The sequence below is a fragment of the Pseudomonas sp. PDM01 genome (assembly GCF_014852325.1).
GTDB lineage: Bacteria > Pseudomonadota > Gammaproteobacteria > Pseudomonadales > Pseudomonadaceae > Aquipseudomonas > Aquipseudomonas migulae.
Window position 1 is genome coordinate 182,081 of the sequence record NZ_JACVBK010000012.1, and the last position, 18,730, is coordinate 200,810.

Here is an 18,730-nt window from a genome sequence, read left to right on the forward strand (position 1 = left end):
CAGGCTTGCCGGCGAAGGCGTATTCGAGATCGCCATCGCCAGCAAGCCGGTTTTGTCAGTCGAGGCGTTCCGGGTAAGTCACCACCAGATACGCCACCGCTTCACTGTCCGCCGGGTTGCGATAGCGGTGGGGCTGGTCGGCGTAAAACAGGATCGAATCGCCGGTGGAAAGCAGGTAGCGTTCGTCGTTGACGCTGATTTCCAGTACGCCCTGCGATACCACCAGGTTCTCCTGGACGCCGGGGCCATGGCCCTCGGAGACGTCCTCTCCCAATGGGCTCAAGCGCAGTTCGTAAAACTCCGATTGGCGCGCCACGTCAAACGGGAACAGCGCTCGGCTCACAAAGGCGCCGCTGGCGCTGACCAGGCGTTTGCTCTGGCTCGCCGATAACACGGCCACCCCTTCAAAGGCCCGATGTTCAAGAAATGCGGCCACCGAAACCTTCAAGCCTTTGGCGATCTTGCACAGCACTTTGATCGACGGCACGCTGCGTCCGGATTCGATCTGCGCGAGCATCGCCCGGCTCACACCGCATTGTCGCGCAAGGGCGTCGAGGGACAGGTGACGCTTGCCCCGCAGGCGTTGCAGGTTTTGCGCGACCCGCTCGCAGATCGGGTCCTCTTCCAGTGATTCGAGGTTGTTCAGGTCCAGCACGGGTTCGTCAGCGCTCGCCAGAAAGCGCGAGGGGTTTTGTGTATTCACGCCTGACGAGTCTCGGTCGAACGCGAAGCCTGAACCCACTGAAAGGCCTGCAGGCCAGCATTGCGTGCGTACATTTCCCACATGGCCCGTGCCCGTTGCTGCGCTTGTTTGCGTTTGCGGTAGCTGGCGAAGTCGATGATGTTGGCGGTCGGATTCATAGGGCTCTTCACTGTCGTGGTGAATGACGGGATGGTCTGAGACTACGCGGATATTTTTATAACGATAAATACTGTTTATGTATTTATTAATTCCTTTTGGTTCTTTTGAAAGCCAACTGCCAGAAGGACTCTAGATGCCCCCTGACCCTGTAGGAGCCGGCTTGCTGGCGATCGGATCGACGCGGTATATCAAGCCAGACGCCATCGCCGGCAAGCCAGCTCCTACAGGATTCTGTGTTTATCAAATGACCTTGTAGGAGCCGGCTTGCCGGCGATGGCGGCGCATCGGACACACCGCGTCGTTTCAATCGCCAGCAAGCCGGCTCCTACAGGTCCAGCGTTTAATGCCCCACCAATTCCTCAAGCAGCTGTTCCTTGTACCCCTGCAAAACCGTTGAAGCCCGGTCCCGTGGATGGGGCAGGTCGACCTTGATTTCGTGCTTGATCCGGCCCGGGTGGGCGTCCATCACGATGACCCGGTCGCCCAGGTACAGCGCTTCTTCGATGTCGTGGGTGACCATGATCACCGTGCAACGCTGTTGCACCCAGATGCGTTGCAACTCGTGTTGCAGGCGCACCCGGGTCAAGGCGTCGAGGGCGCCGAGGGGTTCGTCGAGCAGCAGCACTTTCGGTTGGTTGATCAGTGCGCGGGCGATGGCCGCGCGCTGCGCCATGCCGCCGGACAACTGGTGTGGGTAGGCGTTTTCAAAACCTTCGAGGTTGACCAGCGCAATGTGCTCGGCCACCAAACGGTCCTTTTCTGCCTTGGACAACGGATGGTTTTTCAACGCCAGGGCAATGTTCTGGTTCAGGGTCATCCACGGAAACAGCCGATGGTCCTGAAACACGATCCCGCGTTCCAGGCTGGTGCCGACCACCCGTTTGCCATCCAGCAGAATGTCGCCTTCATAGTCGTCTTCCAGCCCGACGATCAGCCGCAGCAGCGTCGACTTGCCGCAACCGCTGGCACCGACGATGCTGACGAACTCACCGGGACGAACGTCGAGATTGATCTGCTGCAGCACCGGTAAAGGCTGGCCTTCGATCCGGTAGGCCTTGCTCAGGCCGCGAATCTGCAGCGCACCGGTGTGTAATGAGGTGCTGTGTGGCACAGCGTGTTGGGCAATTGCGTTCATGGTTATCGGCCTTTCAGCGAATGTTGCGCCAGCGCAGCAGATGGCGGCTAAGAAGAGTGAACAGCAGGGTCATCAGGTAACCGCAGAGGCCAATGCACAGCACGCTGAGGACGATGACTTCCATGCGTGAGCCGGCTTCGGCGTTCATCATCAGGTTGCCCAGGCCGGCGCCCGAAGACAGGAACAGTTCGCTGCCCACCGCGGTGACCCAGGCAAACGCCAGCGCATGCAGCACGCCGGTGGCAATGCTCGGCAGCGCCGCCGGCAGCAGCACATGACGAAAGCGTTGCCAGCGGCTCAGCACCAGCACCTGGCCGACCTCGCGATAGCGCTTCTCGACATGGCTGAAACCCTGATACGTGTTGAGGACCATCGGATAGAACGCCGCGAGACTGACGATCAACACTTTGGAAAACTCGCCATTGCCAAACCACATGGCGATCAACGGAATCCAGCCGAGCATCGGCACCTGGCGGATCGAATGAAACAGCGGCCCGACCAGCCGATTGGCCACCGCCGACAGCGCCATCAGCACCCCCAGCAGCACGCCGAAGACAATCCCCAGTGCCAGGCCGGTGCTGGTGCGGGCCAGGCTGGCCAGCAGGTTCACCAGCAACTCGCCGTTGGCCAACAGTTCGAGCAACGCCGCGCCGATCGCGGACAACGGCACAAAGGCATACGCGCCTGCGGCACCCTGGCGCGACAGGTATTCCCAGCCGCCGATCAACAGCAGCGGCAGCAGCAGGCCACGGGATTTGGCAAGCAATCGAATCATCATCGGCTCCTAGCGGGTCTGCCAGCGGAACAGTCGCTGTTCCAGTTGGCGGAAGGTGAAGTCCAGGGCGAAACCGATAACGCCGGTCACCACAATCCCGACCATCACCACATCAATGCGCAACATCTGCCGGCTCATTTCGATCATCTGCCCCAGACCGCTGTCGGCGGCCAGCAACTCGGTGGCCACCAACACCACCCAGGCGCGGGTCAGGCTGATGCGAAAACCGGTGATGATCGGCGGCGCGGCAGCGGGCAGGGCGATCGCGCGGACAAACGTCGGCCAGCGCAGGCGATACACATCGGCGACTTCGAAGTAGCTGCGCGGAATGGCCTTGACCCCTTCGCTCGCGGCCAGCGCCACGGGGAAGAACGCGGTCTTGGCGACGATGATGATCTTGAAGGTTTCATCGATGCCGAACAGCAACACAAACATCGGGATCAGCGCGATGCTGGGGATCTGACGCAGGGTATGGAACAGCGGCGAGCAGTAGATCTCGACGTTCTTCGACAACGCCATCAGCACCCCGAACGCCAGGCCCAGCAGCGAGCCTATGCCGAATCCCAGTCCCAGCCGTGACAGGCTGTTGAGCAAGTGGTCGAGCAGCTCACCGCTGGCCGACAATTCCTCGAAGGTCTGCCACACCTGAGCGGGCGGGACGAGCAGGTTGCGCGGGAAAATCTCGGCCTCGGCCACCACCGCCCAGAGCAACAGCAGGGCGGCAGGGGAGATGAGCCAGGTCAGGGAAAACAACAGACGTCGGGTACGCATGGCGGGTCTTATTTCGGCGAAGTACCGCAGGGGTATCGCAAGAGGTGTGCCATCGCACAGAGAGTGGTTGATCGCACTGACGCCTTCGCGGGCAAGCCTCGCTCCTACAGGGACAATGCGTAACCTGTAGGAGCGAGGCTTGCCCGCGAAGGCGTCAGCCTATGCACCGCACATTGATGCCATGCCAACACCCATTGCTGCCCCAGCAACACCCCATCAGCACCCGCGTCAGAACTCGTAACTGACGCTGGTGTAATAGAACGCACCCTGCGCCCCTTCAGGGCTGGTGATCGAGTATTTCGGTACGCCGTACAACTGCGCGCCTTCCGCCTTGTCCGGGTGTGTGTCGAACAGGTTGATCGCGCCCACCGACAGCTTCAGCGCCTTGTTGAAGGTGTACGACACATCCAGGTCCGTAACCCATTGCGGGCTGTAGGTCTGGTCCAGGGTCGGGTTGGTGGCGTTGAGGCTTTTCCATTCACCGTAACGACGCTGAGCCACGGTCACCCCCCACTCATCAAACAGCCAGTTGGCGCTAAGCACCAGTTTGGTTTCCGGTGTGCCGTCCTCGATCAGGCCCTGGGTGGTACGGCCGACAATCTGCGAGCCCTTGATATTGCCGACATCGCGCAACGCGGTGATTTTCGTGTTGTTCTGGCTGATGCCGCTGCTCAGGTTCAGGCGTCCCCATTGCTGCAGGTCCAGCTGATAGTTACCCATCAGCTCGATCCCGTCGGTGCGGGTGTCGGCAACGTTGGTGTAGAAGGCCGCGCTCTGGATATTCGCGTAGGGCGTGCCGGCGAAAATCGGCGACACCACCGCCGCCGGTAACTGATCCGAGAGGGTGATGCGGTTGTCGATGTCGATCCGGTAGGCGTCCAGCGTCACCGACGCGTTGGCCAACGGGCGCCAGACCAGGCCCAGGGAATAACTGGTGGACTCTTCCGGTTTCAGCGACTTGCCGCCCAGCAGCGCCGCTTCCGGGCTGTCGGCGCGCAATGTGCGTTGCTGCACTTCGACGAAGTTGCCGCTGCCGGGCGGCTGCTCGACCACCTGCACGCTGAACGAAGACAAGCCGCTCTGCACCAGCGACGGCGCGCGATAACCCGTGCTGGCCGTGGCCCGTGCGGCGATCTGCGGAGTGAAGTCATAACGCAGCGACAGTTTGCCGTTGGTGGTGTCGCCGAAGTCCGAATAGTGCTCGGTGCGCACCGCGACGCCGGCCTGGAATTTCTCGGTGATCTGCCCTTCGACGTCGATGTAGGCACCCAGCACGTTGCGGTCCAGTGAAGCCGCATCGACCTGGGTGATGCCCGAGTAGTAACCCGGGATGCGCCGGCCGGTGACCGGGTCGACGGTGTTGAACAACGGGCCGTTCTGCCAGCCTGCCGCTTCGCCGGCGCTCAGCTCGTAATTCTCCTGACGCCAGGCCAGGCCAGCCGAGAGAGTCAGCGGCTTGAACAGCAGGTCGGTGGGGAAATCCCGCACCCAGTCCAGCGTCACGTTGGTCTGATCGGCCTCCCGTTCGCCGGTGAAGATTTTTTCCGGGCTGGTGGCGCCCCAGCTGGGGTTGATCGCGTTACGGTCGGTGGACTTCAGGGTGTTGTTGCCATGGTTCACGGCGAAGTCGAATTTACCCAGAAGGTCGTCTTCGTAACGCAGGCCGCCGGTCAGCGCATAGTCTTCCAGCGAATAGCGCGTGATCGGCAGGCGCCCGTCCGGGAAGCGCTGCAACGCGGTGCTGCTGTAGTTGTTGCGCAGGGTGGTGGGCGGGTCGAAGAAGCCTTCGGCGTCGGTGTTTTTGTGCGAGTAGGTGGCGAAACCGTAGGCCGTCAGACCGTCGCCGATGCCGACTTCGCTGTTCGCGGCGAAGTTGTACTGGTCCGAGACATTGCCCGAGCCCCAGCGCCAGGTGCGGTAGCGGTTGTTCTGCTCGCGCGGCGTGTTGATGCTGGTGGAACCGGGGTAGAAGATCCGGTTGTCAGGGTTGGTGTCGCTGGCCGGGTCCTGGCTGCCGGCGTCGAAACTCAGGGTCAGGAAGCCGTCGTTGGGCAGGGCGAAACCTTTCCAGCCGCTGAGCTTGCGCTGGATGCCGTCACCCTTGTCGTAGCCGCCGAAGCGGTAACCGAGGTTGCCGCCGTCGTCCTTTTCCTTGAGCACGATGTTGATCACCCCGGCGATGGCGTCGGAGCCATATTGAGCGGCAGCACCGTCGCGCAGGATTTCGACGCGCTGGATCGAGCTCAAGGGGATCAGGCTCAGGTCGACCGCGGCGGCGCCACGACCATTGACCAGGCTTTGTCGTGTGACGTTGGCGCTGGTGTGGCGACGTTTGCCGTTAACCAGCACCAGCACCTGATCGGAGGCCAGGCCACGCAACGAGGCGCCCTGAGCGATGGAACCGGCAAACGCGCCCTGGGGTGATTGCGGATAGCTGAACGAGGGCGACAGGGCCGTGAGCGCACCGGACAGGTCGCTGGCACCGGTCTGCTGCAATTGCTCGCCGGTCAAGACGTCTACCGGTGCGGCGCTTTCCAGTGCGGTGACATCACTGCGCCGGGTGCCGAGCACCACGACAGTGTCCAGGTGATCGGAAGTGGCGGCAGGTTTGGTTTCGGCAGCTATTACAGGCACGGCAAGGCTGCCTATGACCAGCGCAATAGCGCCAGCCAACGGAGTGCGATGGAACATGAGCAGAGTCCTTAAAAGGTCCGCAGCCCCTGTAGGAGCCGGCTTGCCGGCGATGGCGACCGCATGAGCGATGCGCGCCTTGAGGCCCTCATCGCCGGCAAGCCAGCTCCTACAGGGGAAGCGGTGTCACGGAAATTGAGAACAACACAATCCTTTGTAGGAGCCGGCTTGCCGGCGATAGCGTCCTCACTGGCGACGCAAGGCTTTAGGCCCTCATCGCTGGCAAGCCAGCTCCTACAGGGGAAGCGGTGTCACGGAAATTGAGAACAACACAATCCTTGTAGGAGCCGGCTTGCTGGCGATAGCGTCCTCACTGGCGACGCAAGGCTTGAAGGCCTCATCGCTGGCAAGCCAGCTCCTACAGGGGGAAGCGGTGTCACGGAAATCGAGAACAACACAATCCTTTGTAGGAGCCGGCTTGCTGGCGATTGCGTCCTTACCGCCGATGCAAGGCATGAAGGCCCCATCGCCGGCAAGCCGGCTCCTACAGAGGGGGCGTCAGAAGCGGCTGGTCACGCTCAGGCCGACGGTGCGCGGGTCGCCGTAGGTGATGACGTACTGACCGAGGGTGCCGTTGGGCCGGCCATGGACCTGGTAGCGACGGTCGGTGAGGTTGTTGACGAAACCGGTGACGCTGAGTTTTTCATCCGGGCTGAACCAGGTCAGGCGGGTGTTGGCCAGGGTGTAATGGGGTTGGGTGAGCGTCTTGTCGGCGCTGCTCTGGCGATCGGCGAGGAAGTATTCCTTGTCGCGAAAACTCACGTCACCGCCGGCCACCAGCTTGCCGCCGATCTCCAGCGGGAAGGTGTAATCGGCACCGAGCGACACCACATTGCGTGGCGAACGCACGAAGCTGTTGCCGCTGTAGTCACCGGTGACGGCGCCTGTGGTCGGGTTAGTATTTTTGAAATCGGTGTATTCGGTGTCGAGGAACGACACCGCCGCCCGCAAGTGCAGGTAGTCCGTCGGCTGGCCTTCGAGCTCCAGCTCGGCGCCCTTGACCGTACCCTTGGCGCCGTTGGTCAGTGCGGTGGTCAACACGCCGTTGTTGACCGTCAGCAGGTTCACCTGAATGTCCGAGTAGTCGTAGTAGAAGATGTTGGCGTTGGCCGTCAGGCGATGGTCGAACCACTCGGACTTGAGGCCGATTTCGTAGGCGTCGAGTTGTTCCGGATCAACCGTGGTCAGCTGCGCAAGGCTGGTCGACAGCCCGGTGTTGAAGCCGCCGGAGCGGAAACCGTGGGCATAACGGAAGAACACGCGCACGTTGTCGTTGATCCGGTATTCCGGCGTCAGGTCGTACGTCCAGGCTTCCCAGGTCTTGTCTTCCTGACGATTGCCGTTGGTGCCGGCGCCGCCCAGTGGCACCAGCGGGCCGTTGGCGGTGGTGCGGGTCAGTTGGGTCAGGTTGAGGTCGATGTCTTTCTTTTCCTGGGTCCAGCGCAGGCCACCGGTGACGCTGAAATCGTCGGTGAAGTCGTAGGTCAGGTTGCCGAACAACGCATAGCTGTCGGTGGTGTGGTCGAAGTTGAGGTCACGAAAATCGGTGGCGCCGCCGGTCTGGTTCGAGCCGGTGCCGTTCGGTGTCGGGCCGGGCGTGATGATGCGCTGGGCCGAGCTGTCGAGGTCTTCGTGGAAGTAATGCGCACCGGCGAGCCAGCGCAGGGTTTCCTGCTGCGGCGAGGCCAGGCGGATTTCTTGCGAGTACTGGGTGTATTTGTTATCGGAAATCGCGGCGCCGTTCACCTCAAAAGGCGTGTAGTCGGCATCGCTGGTGGACTGGCCACGGATGTAGTCATAAGCACTGATCGACGTCAGGGTGTAATCACCCAAATTCCAGTTCAGGGTCAGCGACGTGCCGTCGTGATCAAGCTTGGAATCCTCGTTGACGTTCAGCGCGGTGTCGCGCCCGTTGGGTCGTTGATAACCGACGTTGTAGTAACGCCCGACGGCCAGCGAGCCGTTGCTGCCATCGCCTTTGAATTCACGGCTGTGGATCTTCAGCAGGGCATCCAGGTCAGGGTTCAACTGGGCGAGGAATTGCAGGCGTACGGCTTTCTTGTTGACGTCGCCGTAGGTGTTGTCGTCGACGAGGTTCTTCTGGAAACCGTCGCGCTCTTCGGAATACAGCGCCACCCGTGCGGCGAGTTTTTCATCCACCAACGCGCCGCCGAGGGCACCGCTGACGATGCGTTCGTTCTTGCTGCCGAAGCCAATGGTGCCGAAACCGTCAGTGTCGAAAGTCGGCTTTTTGGAAATGATGTTCACCGCGCCGGCGGTAGTGTTCTTGCCGTACAGCGTGCCTTGCGGACCGCGCAGAATCTCCACGCGTTCCAGGTCGAACAACGGCCCGCCACCGGCAATCGGCGCGTTCAGGTACACGTCATCGGCGTAGATCCCCACCGGGAACACCGTGGCCGCGCCCGTATCACCGGTGCCGAGGCCGCGAATGTACCAACGCGGCCGGCCATCGCCGTCGGGGTTCTTCGCCGCTACGTTGGGAACGAATGTGGTGATGTCGCCGATATTGCGCACGCCATCGGCTATCAGGCTGGTGCCCTGTACCGCCGACACGGCCACCGGAACCTCTTGCAGGGTTTCTTCCCGGTGTTGAGCGGTGACGGTGACCGTCTTGAGTGAAGGCTCCGTGGTGGTCTTGTCGCTGTCTGCGTCCTTGGATTGCGCCGCCAGCAGCCCCTCGCTGACAGTCCCCCCGGACAGCAGCAAGGTTAACCAGATACTCTTGGTGATTGGATTAAGTTTATGCATGTGAATCTCCCCCGTTAAAGTTTCGCTAATAGGGGTAGAGCAGAGATCGTGCCAGATTATTTTTTAGGGTTTTTAGTTTTGTTAAATGATTGAAATATAACGATTAAATAGTTTCTTTAAGTTGCCGTTAAAGACGATTTTTAATAAGTGAGTTAGTTGGATCCAGTCTGGCGCTAAGTGCCTGTCGGGGATTCAGCAGAAAGTTGCTTGGCGGGTGTTGCTGGAGCAGCAGGAGTGGGGCAGGGGTGTGTTGCTGGGCGAGCAATGCGGTGATGTTGAATACGCCATCGTCGGAACGCCGCCCGCAGCAAGCCGGCTCCTACACGGGGTCGCGGCGCACGCGGATTAACGGTTGGAATCGTGAGACGCCTTCGCGGGCAAGCCTCGCTCCTACAGGGGTGGTGTGTCGTTCAAATTTATTGTGGTCGACACCCCCCCCCCCGTAGGAGCGAGGCTTGCCCGCGAAGGCGCCCTCACAAACGAAAAAACCTCAAACCGCCAATCGTGACGTCGAACCAATCACCTTTTCCAGCACGCTGAAATCAATCCAGTCGCGCACATCGAACCGGCGTGGAATGAAATCCCAGCGATGCAGGAAATCGGTGAAATCCTGCAACACTTCAATCGAGCGCGCATCCAGGGTTGTGCGCAAACGCCGATGCGCATCTTCACCATACGCAGCGGCCACCCAGTACTCGCTGGTATTGAGTTCCCGCGCCAAAAAGCGTCGGGTTTCTTCCGGATTGGCCCACGCCCATTGCTCGGTGCGCAGCACGGTGTCGACGATTTTCACGCTGGCATCGAAATGCTCGTGCAGCAGGTGCGTGTCCACGGTCAGGGTCCGTGGCGTGCCGTTGTTCGAGCGAATCAACGGGTCAGGGTGCGAGCCGGTATCGACCACCACCTGCAAGCCGAATTCGTTCGCCAGGTGCACGGCGTGTGCACCCTTGAGGAAAATCGCGTCGATGTCGCCGCGCAGCAGTCCGATCAGTTCGTTATTGCGCTTGCTGAAGCGCGTGACACCAAGGCTGACTTCCGAGCCGAAGACATGCTGTTTTTGATCGTCGCTGTAAGTACCGCCGTAGGGGTAATCCACCAGCTCGACGTCGGACACCTCCAGGCCTTCAAGCTTGAGGGCGTTTTCCAGTCCGCGCATGGCCTGGGCGCGAGTGAAATCGATCTGCACGTTGGCCCATTTCGGCAGGCCGAAGCGGCGGTTCTTCAGGTCGCGAATACTCTTCACACCGCTTTCCGCAGTGGTCAGGATCAACTGCACCTCGTCGCTCCAGGACAACCCCAGTACGCGGGTTTGCACGCCGCTGGCGTAGGCCCAGATCGCTGGAATATTGCCGCCGTGGCGCACCGAATTTTTCAGGTGATGGTCGTAATGAGCTTCGCGAACTTCCCGTTCACTGGACTCGCGCAAGGACTGGATATTGGTGCCGAACGGCAGAAAGGCTTCCGCCAGGCGTCCGGACTGCACGGCGATGCCAAGCCCGGTGGGCACCGGGCTGTGGGTGTACCAAAGGGTATCGAGTGGTTTGCTCATAAGGGTCTTCAGTTCCAATCCATGAAATCCGGCGGGTTAGCCAGCCAGTGCGGTGGGTGTTGCCAGCAGCGCTTGCAACGGCCGCGGATCGATCCAGTCGCGCACGTCGAAGCTTTTCGGGATGAAGCGCCAGCGATGCAGGAAGTGGGTGAAATCCTGCAACGCGGCGATGGCCTGTTCGTCGAGTTCGGTGCGCAGGCGCAGGTGCGCGTCGTCGCCGTACGCGGCGCTGACCCAGTACTCGCTGCTGTTGGTTTCCCGAGCCAGGTAGCGACGGGTTTCTTCCGGATGGGTGTGCGCCCATTGTTCGGCGCGCAGCACCGAATCAAGAATGCCGGTGGCCACATCGAAATGCTGGTCCAGCAGGTTCAGGTCCACGGCCAGTGTGCGCGGGGTGCCGTTGTTGCTGCGAATCAGCGGTTCCGGGTGCGAGCCGGTGTCGATCACCGTGTGCAGGCCAAACTCGTGGGCCTGCCGGGCGGCACTCGCGCCCTTGAGGAAAATCGCATCGACCTCACCGCGCAGCAGGCCCACCAGTTCCAGGTTGCGCCCCTCGACCCGTTGCGCGCTGACCGGTGTGCCGTTGACGGTTTGCACCTGCGGGTCGCTGAACGTGCCGTCATAACGGAAGTTCACCAATTGCACGTCGCCGACTTGCAGGCCTTCGAGTTTCAGGGCGTTTTCCAGGCCGCGCAGGGCCTGGGCGCGGGTGAAGTCGATCTGCGCGCCGGCCCAGTCCGGCAGACCGAAACGACGGCCCCTGAGGTCCTTGACGGTTTTGATGCCGCTGTCGGCGCGGGTCAGGATCAGTTGCACTTCATCAGCCCAGGACAGGCCGATGACCCGGGTTTCCCGGCCCTGCGCACGGGCCCAGATTGCCGGGATGTTGCCGCCGTGGCGTACCGAGTTGCGCAAGGTGTGATCGAAGTGCGATTCGCGAACCGCTTTGTCAGTGGACTCGCGCAGCGATTGAACCTCGGTGCCGAGCGCGCCGACGGTGTCTTGCAGCCAGCCTTTTTGCACGGCGATACCGAGCCCGGTCGGGACCGGGCAGCGGGTGTACCAGAGGGTGTCGAGGGCTTGCGTCATCAATGATTCTCCCGCCGCGCTCAGGCGCTGGCCTTCAAGTGAGTTTGCGGTTGGGCGACAGGGCGCTGGTGCACCAGCGGCAGCACTTCCTGACCGATGCGCAGGGCTTCTTCCAGGTGCGGATTGCCGGCGAGGATGAAGGTCGAGAAACCGGCGTCGCGGTATTCCGACAGGCGTTCGGCGATGTTCTGGTGACTGCCCACCAGGCCCACGGTCGGCCCGGGTTTGGCCTTGGCGAAACCGGCCCAGATGTTCGGGCCAATGATCAGGTCATCAAAGCGATCGACGTTCTGGTGGTAAGCCGTTTGCCGTGCGCCGCCGACCGAATCGGAACCGCTGGTAAAGCCTTTGGCGACCACGCTGCTCTTGCCTTCGAGCTTGTCGAACTGGCGGCGCAGATCTTTCCAGGCCTGCTCTTCGGTTTCGCGGGCGAAGAGGTCGACGCGCAGTCCGAAGCGCACGCTGCGACCTTGTTTGTCCGCCAGTTCGCGGACGCGCTCGATGTGCGGCTTGAGCTTGTCGATCGGCTCGGCCCAGTTCAGGTAAACGTCGGCATGTTTGGCGGCGACATCTAGCGCGGCATCGGAAAAACCGGAGAAATACACGCCGGGTTTGCGTTCGTTTTGCAAACCATGGGGCAGGGCGCCGTTCTCCAGTTGGTAGATATCGCCGTCGTAGGAGAAGCGTTCGTTCTGCCAAAGACCCTGGATGATGTCGAGGAATTCGCCGGTGCGCTTGTAGCGCAGGTCGTGTTCGAGGAAGTCACCGTTGGCCCGCTGACTGGCCGGGTTGCCGCCGGTGATGATGTTCCACTCCAGGCGGCCGCGACTGAGGTTTTGCAGGATGGCCGCTTGTTGCGCGGCATAGGCCGGCAAGGTCCAGGTGGCCTGGAAGGCGATCAGGAATTTGATCCGGCGGGTTTCCCGGGCCAAGGCCGCTGCGGCAATCCACGGCTCCGGGCCGGTGGGCAGCAGGGCGCCTTCGAACCCGGCCAGTTCCGCCGCTTTCGCGACCTGGGCGATGTAGTCGATGTAAGTGAAGTCATCCGGTTCGCCGTTGGGCAAACGCCCCGGTGCGATGTTGCCCGGTCGATAGTCCGGATTGCCACGATTGTGTTTGTCGGTGGTCAGTTGCGGACCATCGGTGCCCAGCGGCAGACGCCAGAAAAATTCAGTGCTCATGGGGTGCTCCTGATTCAAGTACGCGTTGCGTCGCGCAGGTGCGAGGACGCCTTGGCAGGGGTGGTTGCAACGGACATGCCATGGTCGGCGGGGTGGGTTTGGGGCCGCAGGGGCGGGGGGATGACGGGGGGAGAAACGGTGTCGGCGGTGGGAGGTGCTGCTGTAGCAGCAGTCTGTCAGCAATGGTTGTTCGGGGTGCAGCAGGTGGGTTTTGCGGTGTTTTGCAGACCGCCATCGCCAGCAAGCCGGCTCCTACAGGTTTCGTGTACGACGCCAATCCCCTGTGGGAGCTGGCCTGCCAGCGATGGCGGCCTGCCTGACACACCGCGCAATCCGCATCGCCAGCAAGCCGGCTCCTACAAGCGATTGCGGTTTTCGTTACGCCGGCGCTGTGGCGACGATATCGTCGATCGACGCACCCGCTTCGGCGCTGCGCAGATAGGTCTGGTACAACGCCGCATAGGCGCCACCCTGGTCGATCAATTGGCTGTGCGGCCCTTGTTCGACCAGGCGGCCATGACGGATCACTGCAATGCGGTCGGCATCGCGAATGGTTGCCAGGCGGTGGGCGATGATGATCGCGGTGCGACCCTCGCACAGTCGGCGGAACGCGCGCTGAATGCGTCGCTCGGTGTGGATGTCGACCGCCGAAGTCGCTTCGTCCAGCACCAGCACTGCCGGGTCCGCGAGGTAGGCGCGCACCAGACACACCAGTTGCCGCTGGCCATGGCTCAAGTGCCCGCCCAGCGGCCCGACTTCGGTCTGGTACTGATGCGGCAGGCGTTCCAGCACTTCGTCCGCTCCCAGCTCCCGGGCAGCAGCAATCAGCCGGGCATCGTCCGACAGGGGCGCGGCGAGGCGCAGGTTGTCGAGGATGCTGCCGCTGAACAGCACATTGTCCTGCAGCACCACGCCGACGTTGCGCCGCAGTTCATGCTGGGTGAGGTCGCGGATATCAACGCCATCGAGCTTCACCGCTCCCGACTGCACCTCGTAAAAACGCGTCAGCAACTGCACCAGCGTGCTCTTGCCATGGCCCGAGGGGCCGACGATCGCCAGCACTTCGCCGGCCGGAATCTGCAGGTCGAGGTCATTGATCACCGGTGAAGAACTGCCGGCATCGTAGGCAAACCGCACCCGTTCAAAACTGACTTCGCCTCGGGCCTTGTCCAGGTGTTGCGGGGTAGTGCTGTCGCTGATCTCCGGGCGCGTGTCGAGCAGCAAAAAGATCCGCTGCGCCGAGGCCGAACCGGTGGCGTAACGCTCGAACAGGTCCGACAGTTCCTGCAACGGCCCAAGAAACAGGAACACATAAAACAGGCTTTCCGCGACTTGGCCCACGGTGACATCCGCCTGCGCCAGACCATAGGCGCCCACCAGCAACAGCACCGCCATGCCGGCGGAGCTGAGCAGCGCGGTGAACGGTGCAAACCAGCTGGATCGCAGGCTGCCGCGAATCAGCGCCTGATTGAAATCATCCAGCAAGCCGCGATAGCGCCGCAAGTTGGGCGCTTGCTGGGCGCATTGTTGCAACATGCGCGCGCCGCTGACGCTCTCCACCAGATGCGCGGTGAAACGGCTGCGGTTTTCCGCGACCTTGGCCCAGTTACGTTGGGAAATGCGTTTGAAACTCCAGGTCGCCAACACCAGCAACGGCACCGTGGCGGCGAGGCTGAGAAAGAATCGCGGGTCGATCCGCCACAGCATCACCGAAGCCAGGCCACAGCGCAGCAGCGCGCCCAGCAGTTCGGGCGGGCCCTGAATCAGCAGCGGTTCGAGGGCGTCGACATCGCGGTCGGCGCGAGAAATGATCCGCCCGGCCTTGGTCCGGTCGAAGTAGCTGACACTCAAGCTCTGCACATGGGCAAATACGCGCACCCGCAAGTCATTGAGTACGCGGATCGCCGCGCTGCCTGCGACAAACTGCGAGACACCGGCGAGCAGGAAACGCCCGAGCCAACTGGCCGCCAATCCGAGGCCGAGCCACAGCACCAAACGTTCGTCCAGCAACCAATGATCGTTCTGTTGAATCAGCCCACGGTCGAGCAACTCACGGACAAACCACGGCCGCAGAAACACCGTGAACACCAGCAGCAGTTCAATGCCGATGACGCCGACAATGTGCCGGCGAATCGGTTTCAGCAGCGGCAACAGCCGGCTGAACATGCTGCGGTCGAGGGCCTTGCGGGCGAGCATTTCTTCGATTTCGATATCGCTCAAGGCCTTGCCGGCGATTGGGTTAGCCATGGTCGATCCCTAGCAGGTCGCGGTAGTCCGGATGGGTGTTGAGTAAGGTTTCGTGAGTGCCGTTGGCTGTGATTTTGCCGTCCTGCAGCATCAGCACGCGGTCCGCCAGGAGGATGGTCGAGAGCTTGCTGGAGATCACCAGCAACGTGGTGGCCCGGCCCTGATCGCGGCGCAACTGGCGAATGTTGTTCAGCACCTGGCGTTCACTGATCGCATCCAGCGCGCTGGTGGCGTCGTCCAGGCACAGAATGTCCGGCTCGCCAAGCAGCGCGCGGGCCAGGCTCAGACGCTGGCGCTGGCCGCCGGACAAGGTTACGCCGCGATCCCCCAGCGGCGTGGCCAGGCCGTGCGGCAGGCGTTCCAGCACGTCTTCGGCGGCGGCCAGGCGCAAACCGTGACGCAGTTGTTGATCGCTGGCGTCGGGTGCGGTCAGGCGCAGGTTGGCCGCCAGGGTGTCGGAAAACAGGAAGCTTTCCTGTGGCACCACGTGCACCCGGCGCCGCAATTCGTCGAGGTTCAACTGGCGAATGTCTTGCCAGCCGGCGCTGTCCGAACCGATCAGCAGGCGCCCGGAACTGATGTCGCTGAGGCGTGGCAACAGGCTTGCCAATAGACTTTTGCCAGTGCCGGTGGCGCCGACGAGCGCGACGATTTCGCCGGGCTGCACGGTCAGCGAGCAGTCATGAAGAATGTCCAGGCCGCCACCCGGTGCGCTGACGTTGACGTGTTCCAGTTTCAGCCCCAGCGGCGTATCGGGCAGGATTGCGTTGCCGCTGCGGATCGCCGCAGGCTCGTCCAGCAGTTGCCAGATCCTTTCGGCGCTGGAGCGTGCGTCGGCGAAGGTCTGCATCACCCGGCCAATGCCTTCGATGCGGAACACCAGGGTGGTGGCGATCAGCAGCGAGGTCACCAGTTCACCGATGCCCAATTGCGCGGTGGCCACCAGGTGCGCGCCGTACACCAGAATCCACACATGCCCCAGTGCGACGACCGCTTGAGGCAGCGGAATCCGCGAACTGGAATAGGCGAGGGCCTGGCGGGCGTGCTCGGCGAACACCGCCACCTGCCCGGCGAAACGCTGGATGCGGCTGTGTTCCAGACCAAACGATTTGATCACCCGCACGCCGCCGATGCCTTCGCTGAGGTCCTGATTGACCCGGTCGTAGGCCTCGCCGACGGCGCGGTCGAGGCTGACCAGACGCTCGGTCTGGCGCACGAAAATCCACAGGCCGAACACCGTCAGCAGCAGCGGCACCAACCCCAGCAGCGGGTTGTACCAGCTCAACAGGCCGACGGTGGCCAGCACCACCAGCGGGGTTTCCACCACCTGGCGCCAGAAACTGATCAGCGCATCGCGCACCTTGTCGGCATCGCGGGTGGTGCGGGTGATCATTTCGCCCATGCCGTGCTGCCAGTGATAACCCAGGTGCAGGGTTTGCACCTGCTGCAGGATGCGCTCGCGCAGGCGCGTCAGCAGTTCCTGGCTGAGCACCAGCGACAGTACGCTGGCGGCGTATTGCAACACGCCACGGCCGAACGCCACGGCGAGCATCAGCCACAACCAGTACCAGCCGAGGCTGGCGTCGAGACTGCCATCGGCTTGCCGGACAACCGCGCGGCCGGCGCTGACGTCGTTGACGGCGTGGCCGATCAGCCATTGCTGCCAGACCAGCCCGAGGTTCACCGCGATGTACAACGCCGCCACCAGGGCGAAGCGCCAGGGCATCTCCCGGTAAATCGCCAGGCTGCGCAAGAGAGGATGTTTTTCGATCATGAAAAAGCTCTGTGTGGTGTGCGGACACGATCAGGTTGCCGGCGATGGGGCCTTTGAATTTGCATCGATTTCGAGGACGCCATCGCCGGCAAGCCAGCTCCTACAAGGTTTCGCATTTGTTCAGGTGGAACGCCGTCCTTGTAGGAGCCAGCTTGCTGGCGATAGGGTCTTTGGATTTTGCATAGGGCTTTAGGGCGCCTTCGCGGGCAAGCCTCGCTCCTACAGGGTTTTGCATTTGTTCAGGTGGAACGCCGAACCTGTAGGAGCCGGCTTGCTGGCGATGGGGCCTTTGGATTTTGCATAGGGCTTTAGGGCGCCTTCGCGGGCAAGCCTCGCTCCTACAGGGTTTCGTATTTGTTCAGGTGGAACGCCGAACCTGTAGGAGCCGGCTTGCTGGCGATGGGGCCTTTGGATTTGCATCGATTTCGAGGACGCCATCGTCGGAACGCCGCCCGCAGCAAGCCGGCTCCTACAAGGGGAGGCGGTGTCTGGGGGATCACCGTCCGGGGCTGGTCGCGCCCTGTTTTTCCTTGGCATTGAGGATCGCGGTGTATTCGCCGGGGTCGACGCCGTTGAGGTAGTAGTTGCCGACGTGGTGCAGGCGCCAGCGGATCGGGTCGTGGGTGGTGTGGACCCTTGCGTTGCGCCAGAAGCGGTCGAGGTTCCATTTGCTCAGCGAGGAACTGGCGCCAAGCAGGGAGAAAATGTCGCTGGAGATTTTCAGCGACGCCGCGTCGGAGTGGGCGCGGGCGGTGGCCACCGACAGAATCAGCTCGTCCTGCAGTTCCTTGTTGTCCGGGTCCAGTTCGTGCTGATCGAACACCCGCGCCGCGTCGCGCAGCAGCGATTGCGCGCCGCGCAGGGCCACGGCGTATTCGCCGATCTGTTTGATGATGTGCGGCTCCTGATTGGCGTGATCGACGCCGCTTTCCACCCACGGCCGCGCATTGTGATTCAGGTAATCCACCGCAGCTGACAGCGCGCCTTCGGCAATGCCGGTGTCGATGGCCGCATGAAGGATCTGCGGGAAGGTCAACCCAGTGCGTTTCATCGGCCCTTTGCGCTGGGAGACAAAACCTTCGTCGAGTTCGATGTTGTCGAAAATCACTGTGCCGCTGACCGAGTTTTTCTGGCCGAACGCTTCCCAGTCGTCCACCAGCGTCAGGCCCGGTGTGTTGCGATTGAGCAGCACCCCGGCACCGCCGTCATCACTGGCGGCGGTCAGGGAAATCCACTCGGCCAGGTAAGAGCCGGTGGAGTAGAACTTGCTGCCATTGAGGATCAACTTGCCGTCGGCGCGGCGTTCGACGCGAGTCTTGAGGGCGAATTTGTTCTTGCCGCCGACTTCCGCCAGGGCATTGCCGAAGCGCTTGCCGGCTAATACATCGCGAACCAGTCGGTCGCGAATCTCGTCGGAGTACCCGGTAAAAATCCCTCGCAGCATGACGTTGTGGATTTGCAGCAACTGACCGACGCCGCCGTCGGCCACCGAGATGAGGCGCACGGTTTCGACGATGGTTTCCACCGAGGCGCCGAGGCCGCCAAACGCCTTGGGCACGCCAATGGCGGTCAAGCCGCTCTCCGACAACAGTTGCGCCTGACGCCGTGGCAGTTGGCCGTTTTGACTGGCGTCGGCGGCAATTTCGGCAATCTCCCGGGCGATGTCCCTGGCCACGGCGATGGCTTGAGCCTCGCTGTCCAGCAGGCGGATCGGCGCCTGTTCTTGTATCAGTTGTCCGGCGGGGTTGTGTTCGACCTTGCTCATTGCTGTACCTCTGATCATTGATCTGATGATGGCCGTGAACCCTTGTAGGAGCCGGCTTGCTGCGGGCGGCGTTCCGACGATGGCGGCGGATCAAACAACATTGATGTCGCCTGATGCACCGC

Annotated in this window: 13 protein-coding genes; all 13 read right to left on the reverse strand. The window is 62.1% G+C overall.

Annotated elements, in window-relative coordinates:
• Positions 1–55: 55 nt before the first annotated feature.
• Complete coding sequence (locus tag IB246_RS26655) at positions 56–646, reverse strand: helix-turn-helix domain-containing protein (protein ID WP_162130711.1); 591 nt, start codon at positions 644–646, stop codon at positions 56–58.
• Positions 647–699: 53 nt separating this feature from the next.
• Positions 700–861 (reverse strand): hypothetical protein, encoded by a 162-nt coding sequence (locus IB246_RS26660; protein WP_177318177.1) that lies wholly within the window; start codon positions 859–861, stop codon positions 700–702.
• Between the two features lie 341 nt (positions 862–1,202).
• Positions 1,203–1,997 carry an ABC transporter ATP-binding protein gene (locus tag IB246_RS26665; RefSeq protein WP_008039792.1) on the reverse strand — a complete coding sequence of 265 codons (795 nt, stop codon included), beginning with the start codon at positions 1,995–1,997 and terminating at the stop codon, positions 1,203–1,205.
• Between the two features lie 13 nt (positions 1,998–2,010).
• Positions 2,011–2,772, reverse strand: coding sequence for an ABC transporter permease (locus tag IB246_RS26670; RefSeq protein ID WP_008029127.1), 762 nt, complete (start codon positions 2,770–2,772; stop codon positions 2,011–2,013).
• A gap of 9 nt (positions 2,773–2,781) precedes the next feature.
• Positions 2,782–3,543: an ABC transporter permease gene (locus tag IB246_RS26675; RefSeq protein WP_008039794.1), complete on the reverse strand. Its 762-nt coding sequence runs from the start codon at positions 3,541–3,543 to the stop codon at positions 2,782–2,784.
• Between the two features lie 228 nt (positions 3,544–3,771).
• Positions 3,772–6,234, reverse strand: coding sequence for a TonB-dependent receptor plug domain-containing protein (locus IB246_RS26680; protein WP_008039796.1), 2,463 nt, complete (start codon positions 6,232–6,234; stop codon positions 3,772–3,774).
• Positions 6,235–6,732: 498 nt separating this feature from the next.
• Positions 6,733–9,003, reverse strand: coding sequence for a TonB-dependent receptor (locus IB246_RS26685; protein ID WP_008042562.1), 2,271 nt, complete (start codon positions 9,001–9,003; stop codon positions 6,733–6,735).
• Between the two features lie 490 nt (positions 9,004–9,493).
• Positions 9,494–10,552, reverse strand: a complete 1,059-nt coding sequence (locus IB246_RS26690; RefSeq protein WP_008042560.1) for an ABC transporter substrate-binding protein — start codon at positions 10,550–10,552, stop codon at positions 9,494–9,496.
• A 36-nt stretch (positions 10,553–10,588) separates the two neighbouring features.
• Entirely contained in the window at positions 10,589–11,641 is a 1,053-nt protein-coding gene (locus IB246_RS26695) for an ABC transporter substrate-binding protein (RefSeq protein WP_008042558.1), read from the reverse strand.
• Positions 11,642–11,661: 20 nt separating this feature from the next.
• Positions 11,662–12,822, reverse strand: a complete 1,161-nt coding sequence (locus tag IB246_RS26700) for an LLM class flavin-dependent oxidoreductase (protein WP_008042556.1) — start codon at positions 12,820–12,822, stop codon at positions 11,662–11,664.
• 378 nt (positions 12,823–13,200) lie between these two features.
• Positions 13,201–15,069, reverse strand: coding sequence for an ABC transporter ATP-binding protein (locus tag IB246_RS26705; protein WP_008042555.1), 1,869 nt, complete (start codon positions 15,067–15,069; stop codon positions 13,201–13,203).
• Positions 15,062–16,843 (reverse strand): ABC transporter ATP-binding protein, encoded by a 1,782-nt coding sequence (locus IB246_RS26710; protein WP_008042552.1) that lies wholly within the window; start codon positions 16,841–16,843, stop codon positions 15,062–15,064. The genes IB246_RS26705 and IB246_RS26710 overlap by 8 nt, the downstream gene beginning before the upstream one ends.
• 496 nt (positions 16,844–17,339) lie before the next feature.
• Positions 17,340–18,608: an acyl-CoA dehydrogenase family protein gene (locus tag IB246_RS26715; RefSeq protein WP_008042551.1), complete on the reverse strand. Its 1,269-nt coding sequence runs from the start codon at positions 18,606–18,608 to the stop codon at positions 17,340–17,342.
• Positions 18,609–18,730 lie beyond the last annotated feature (122 nt).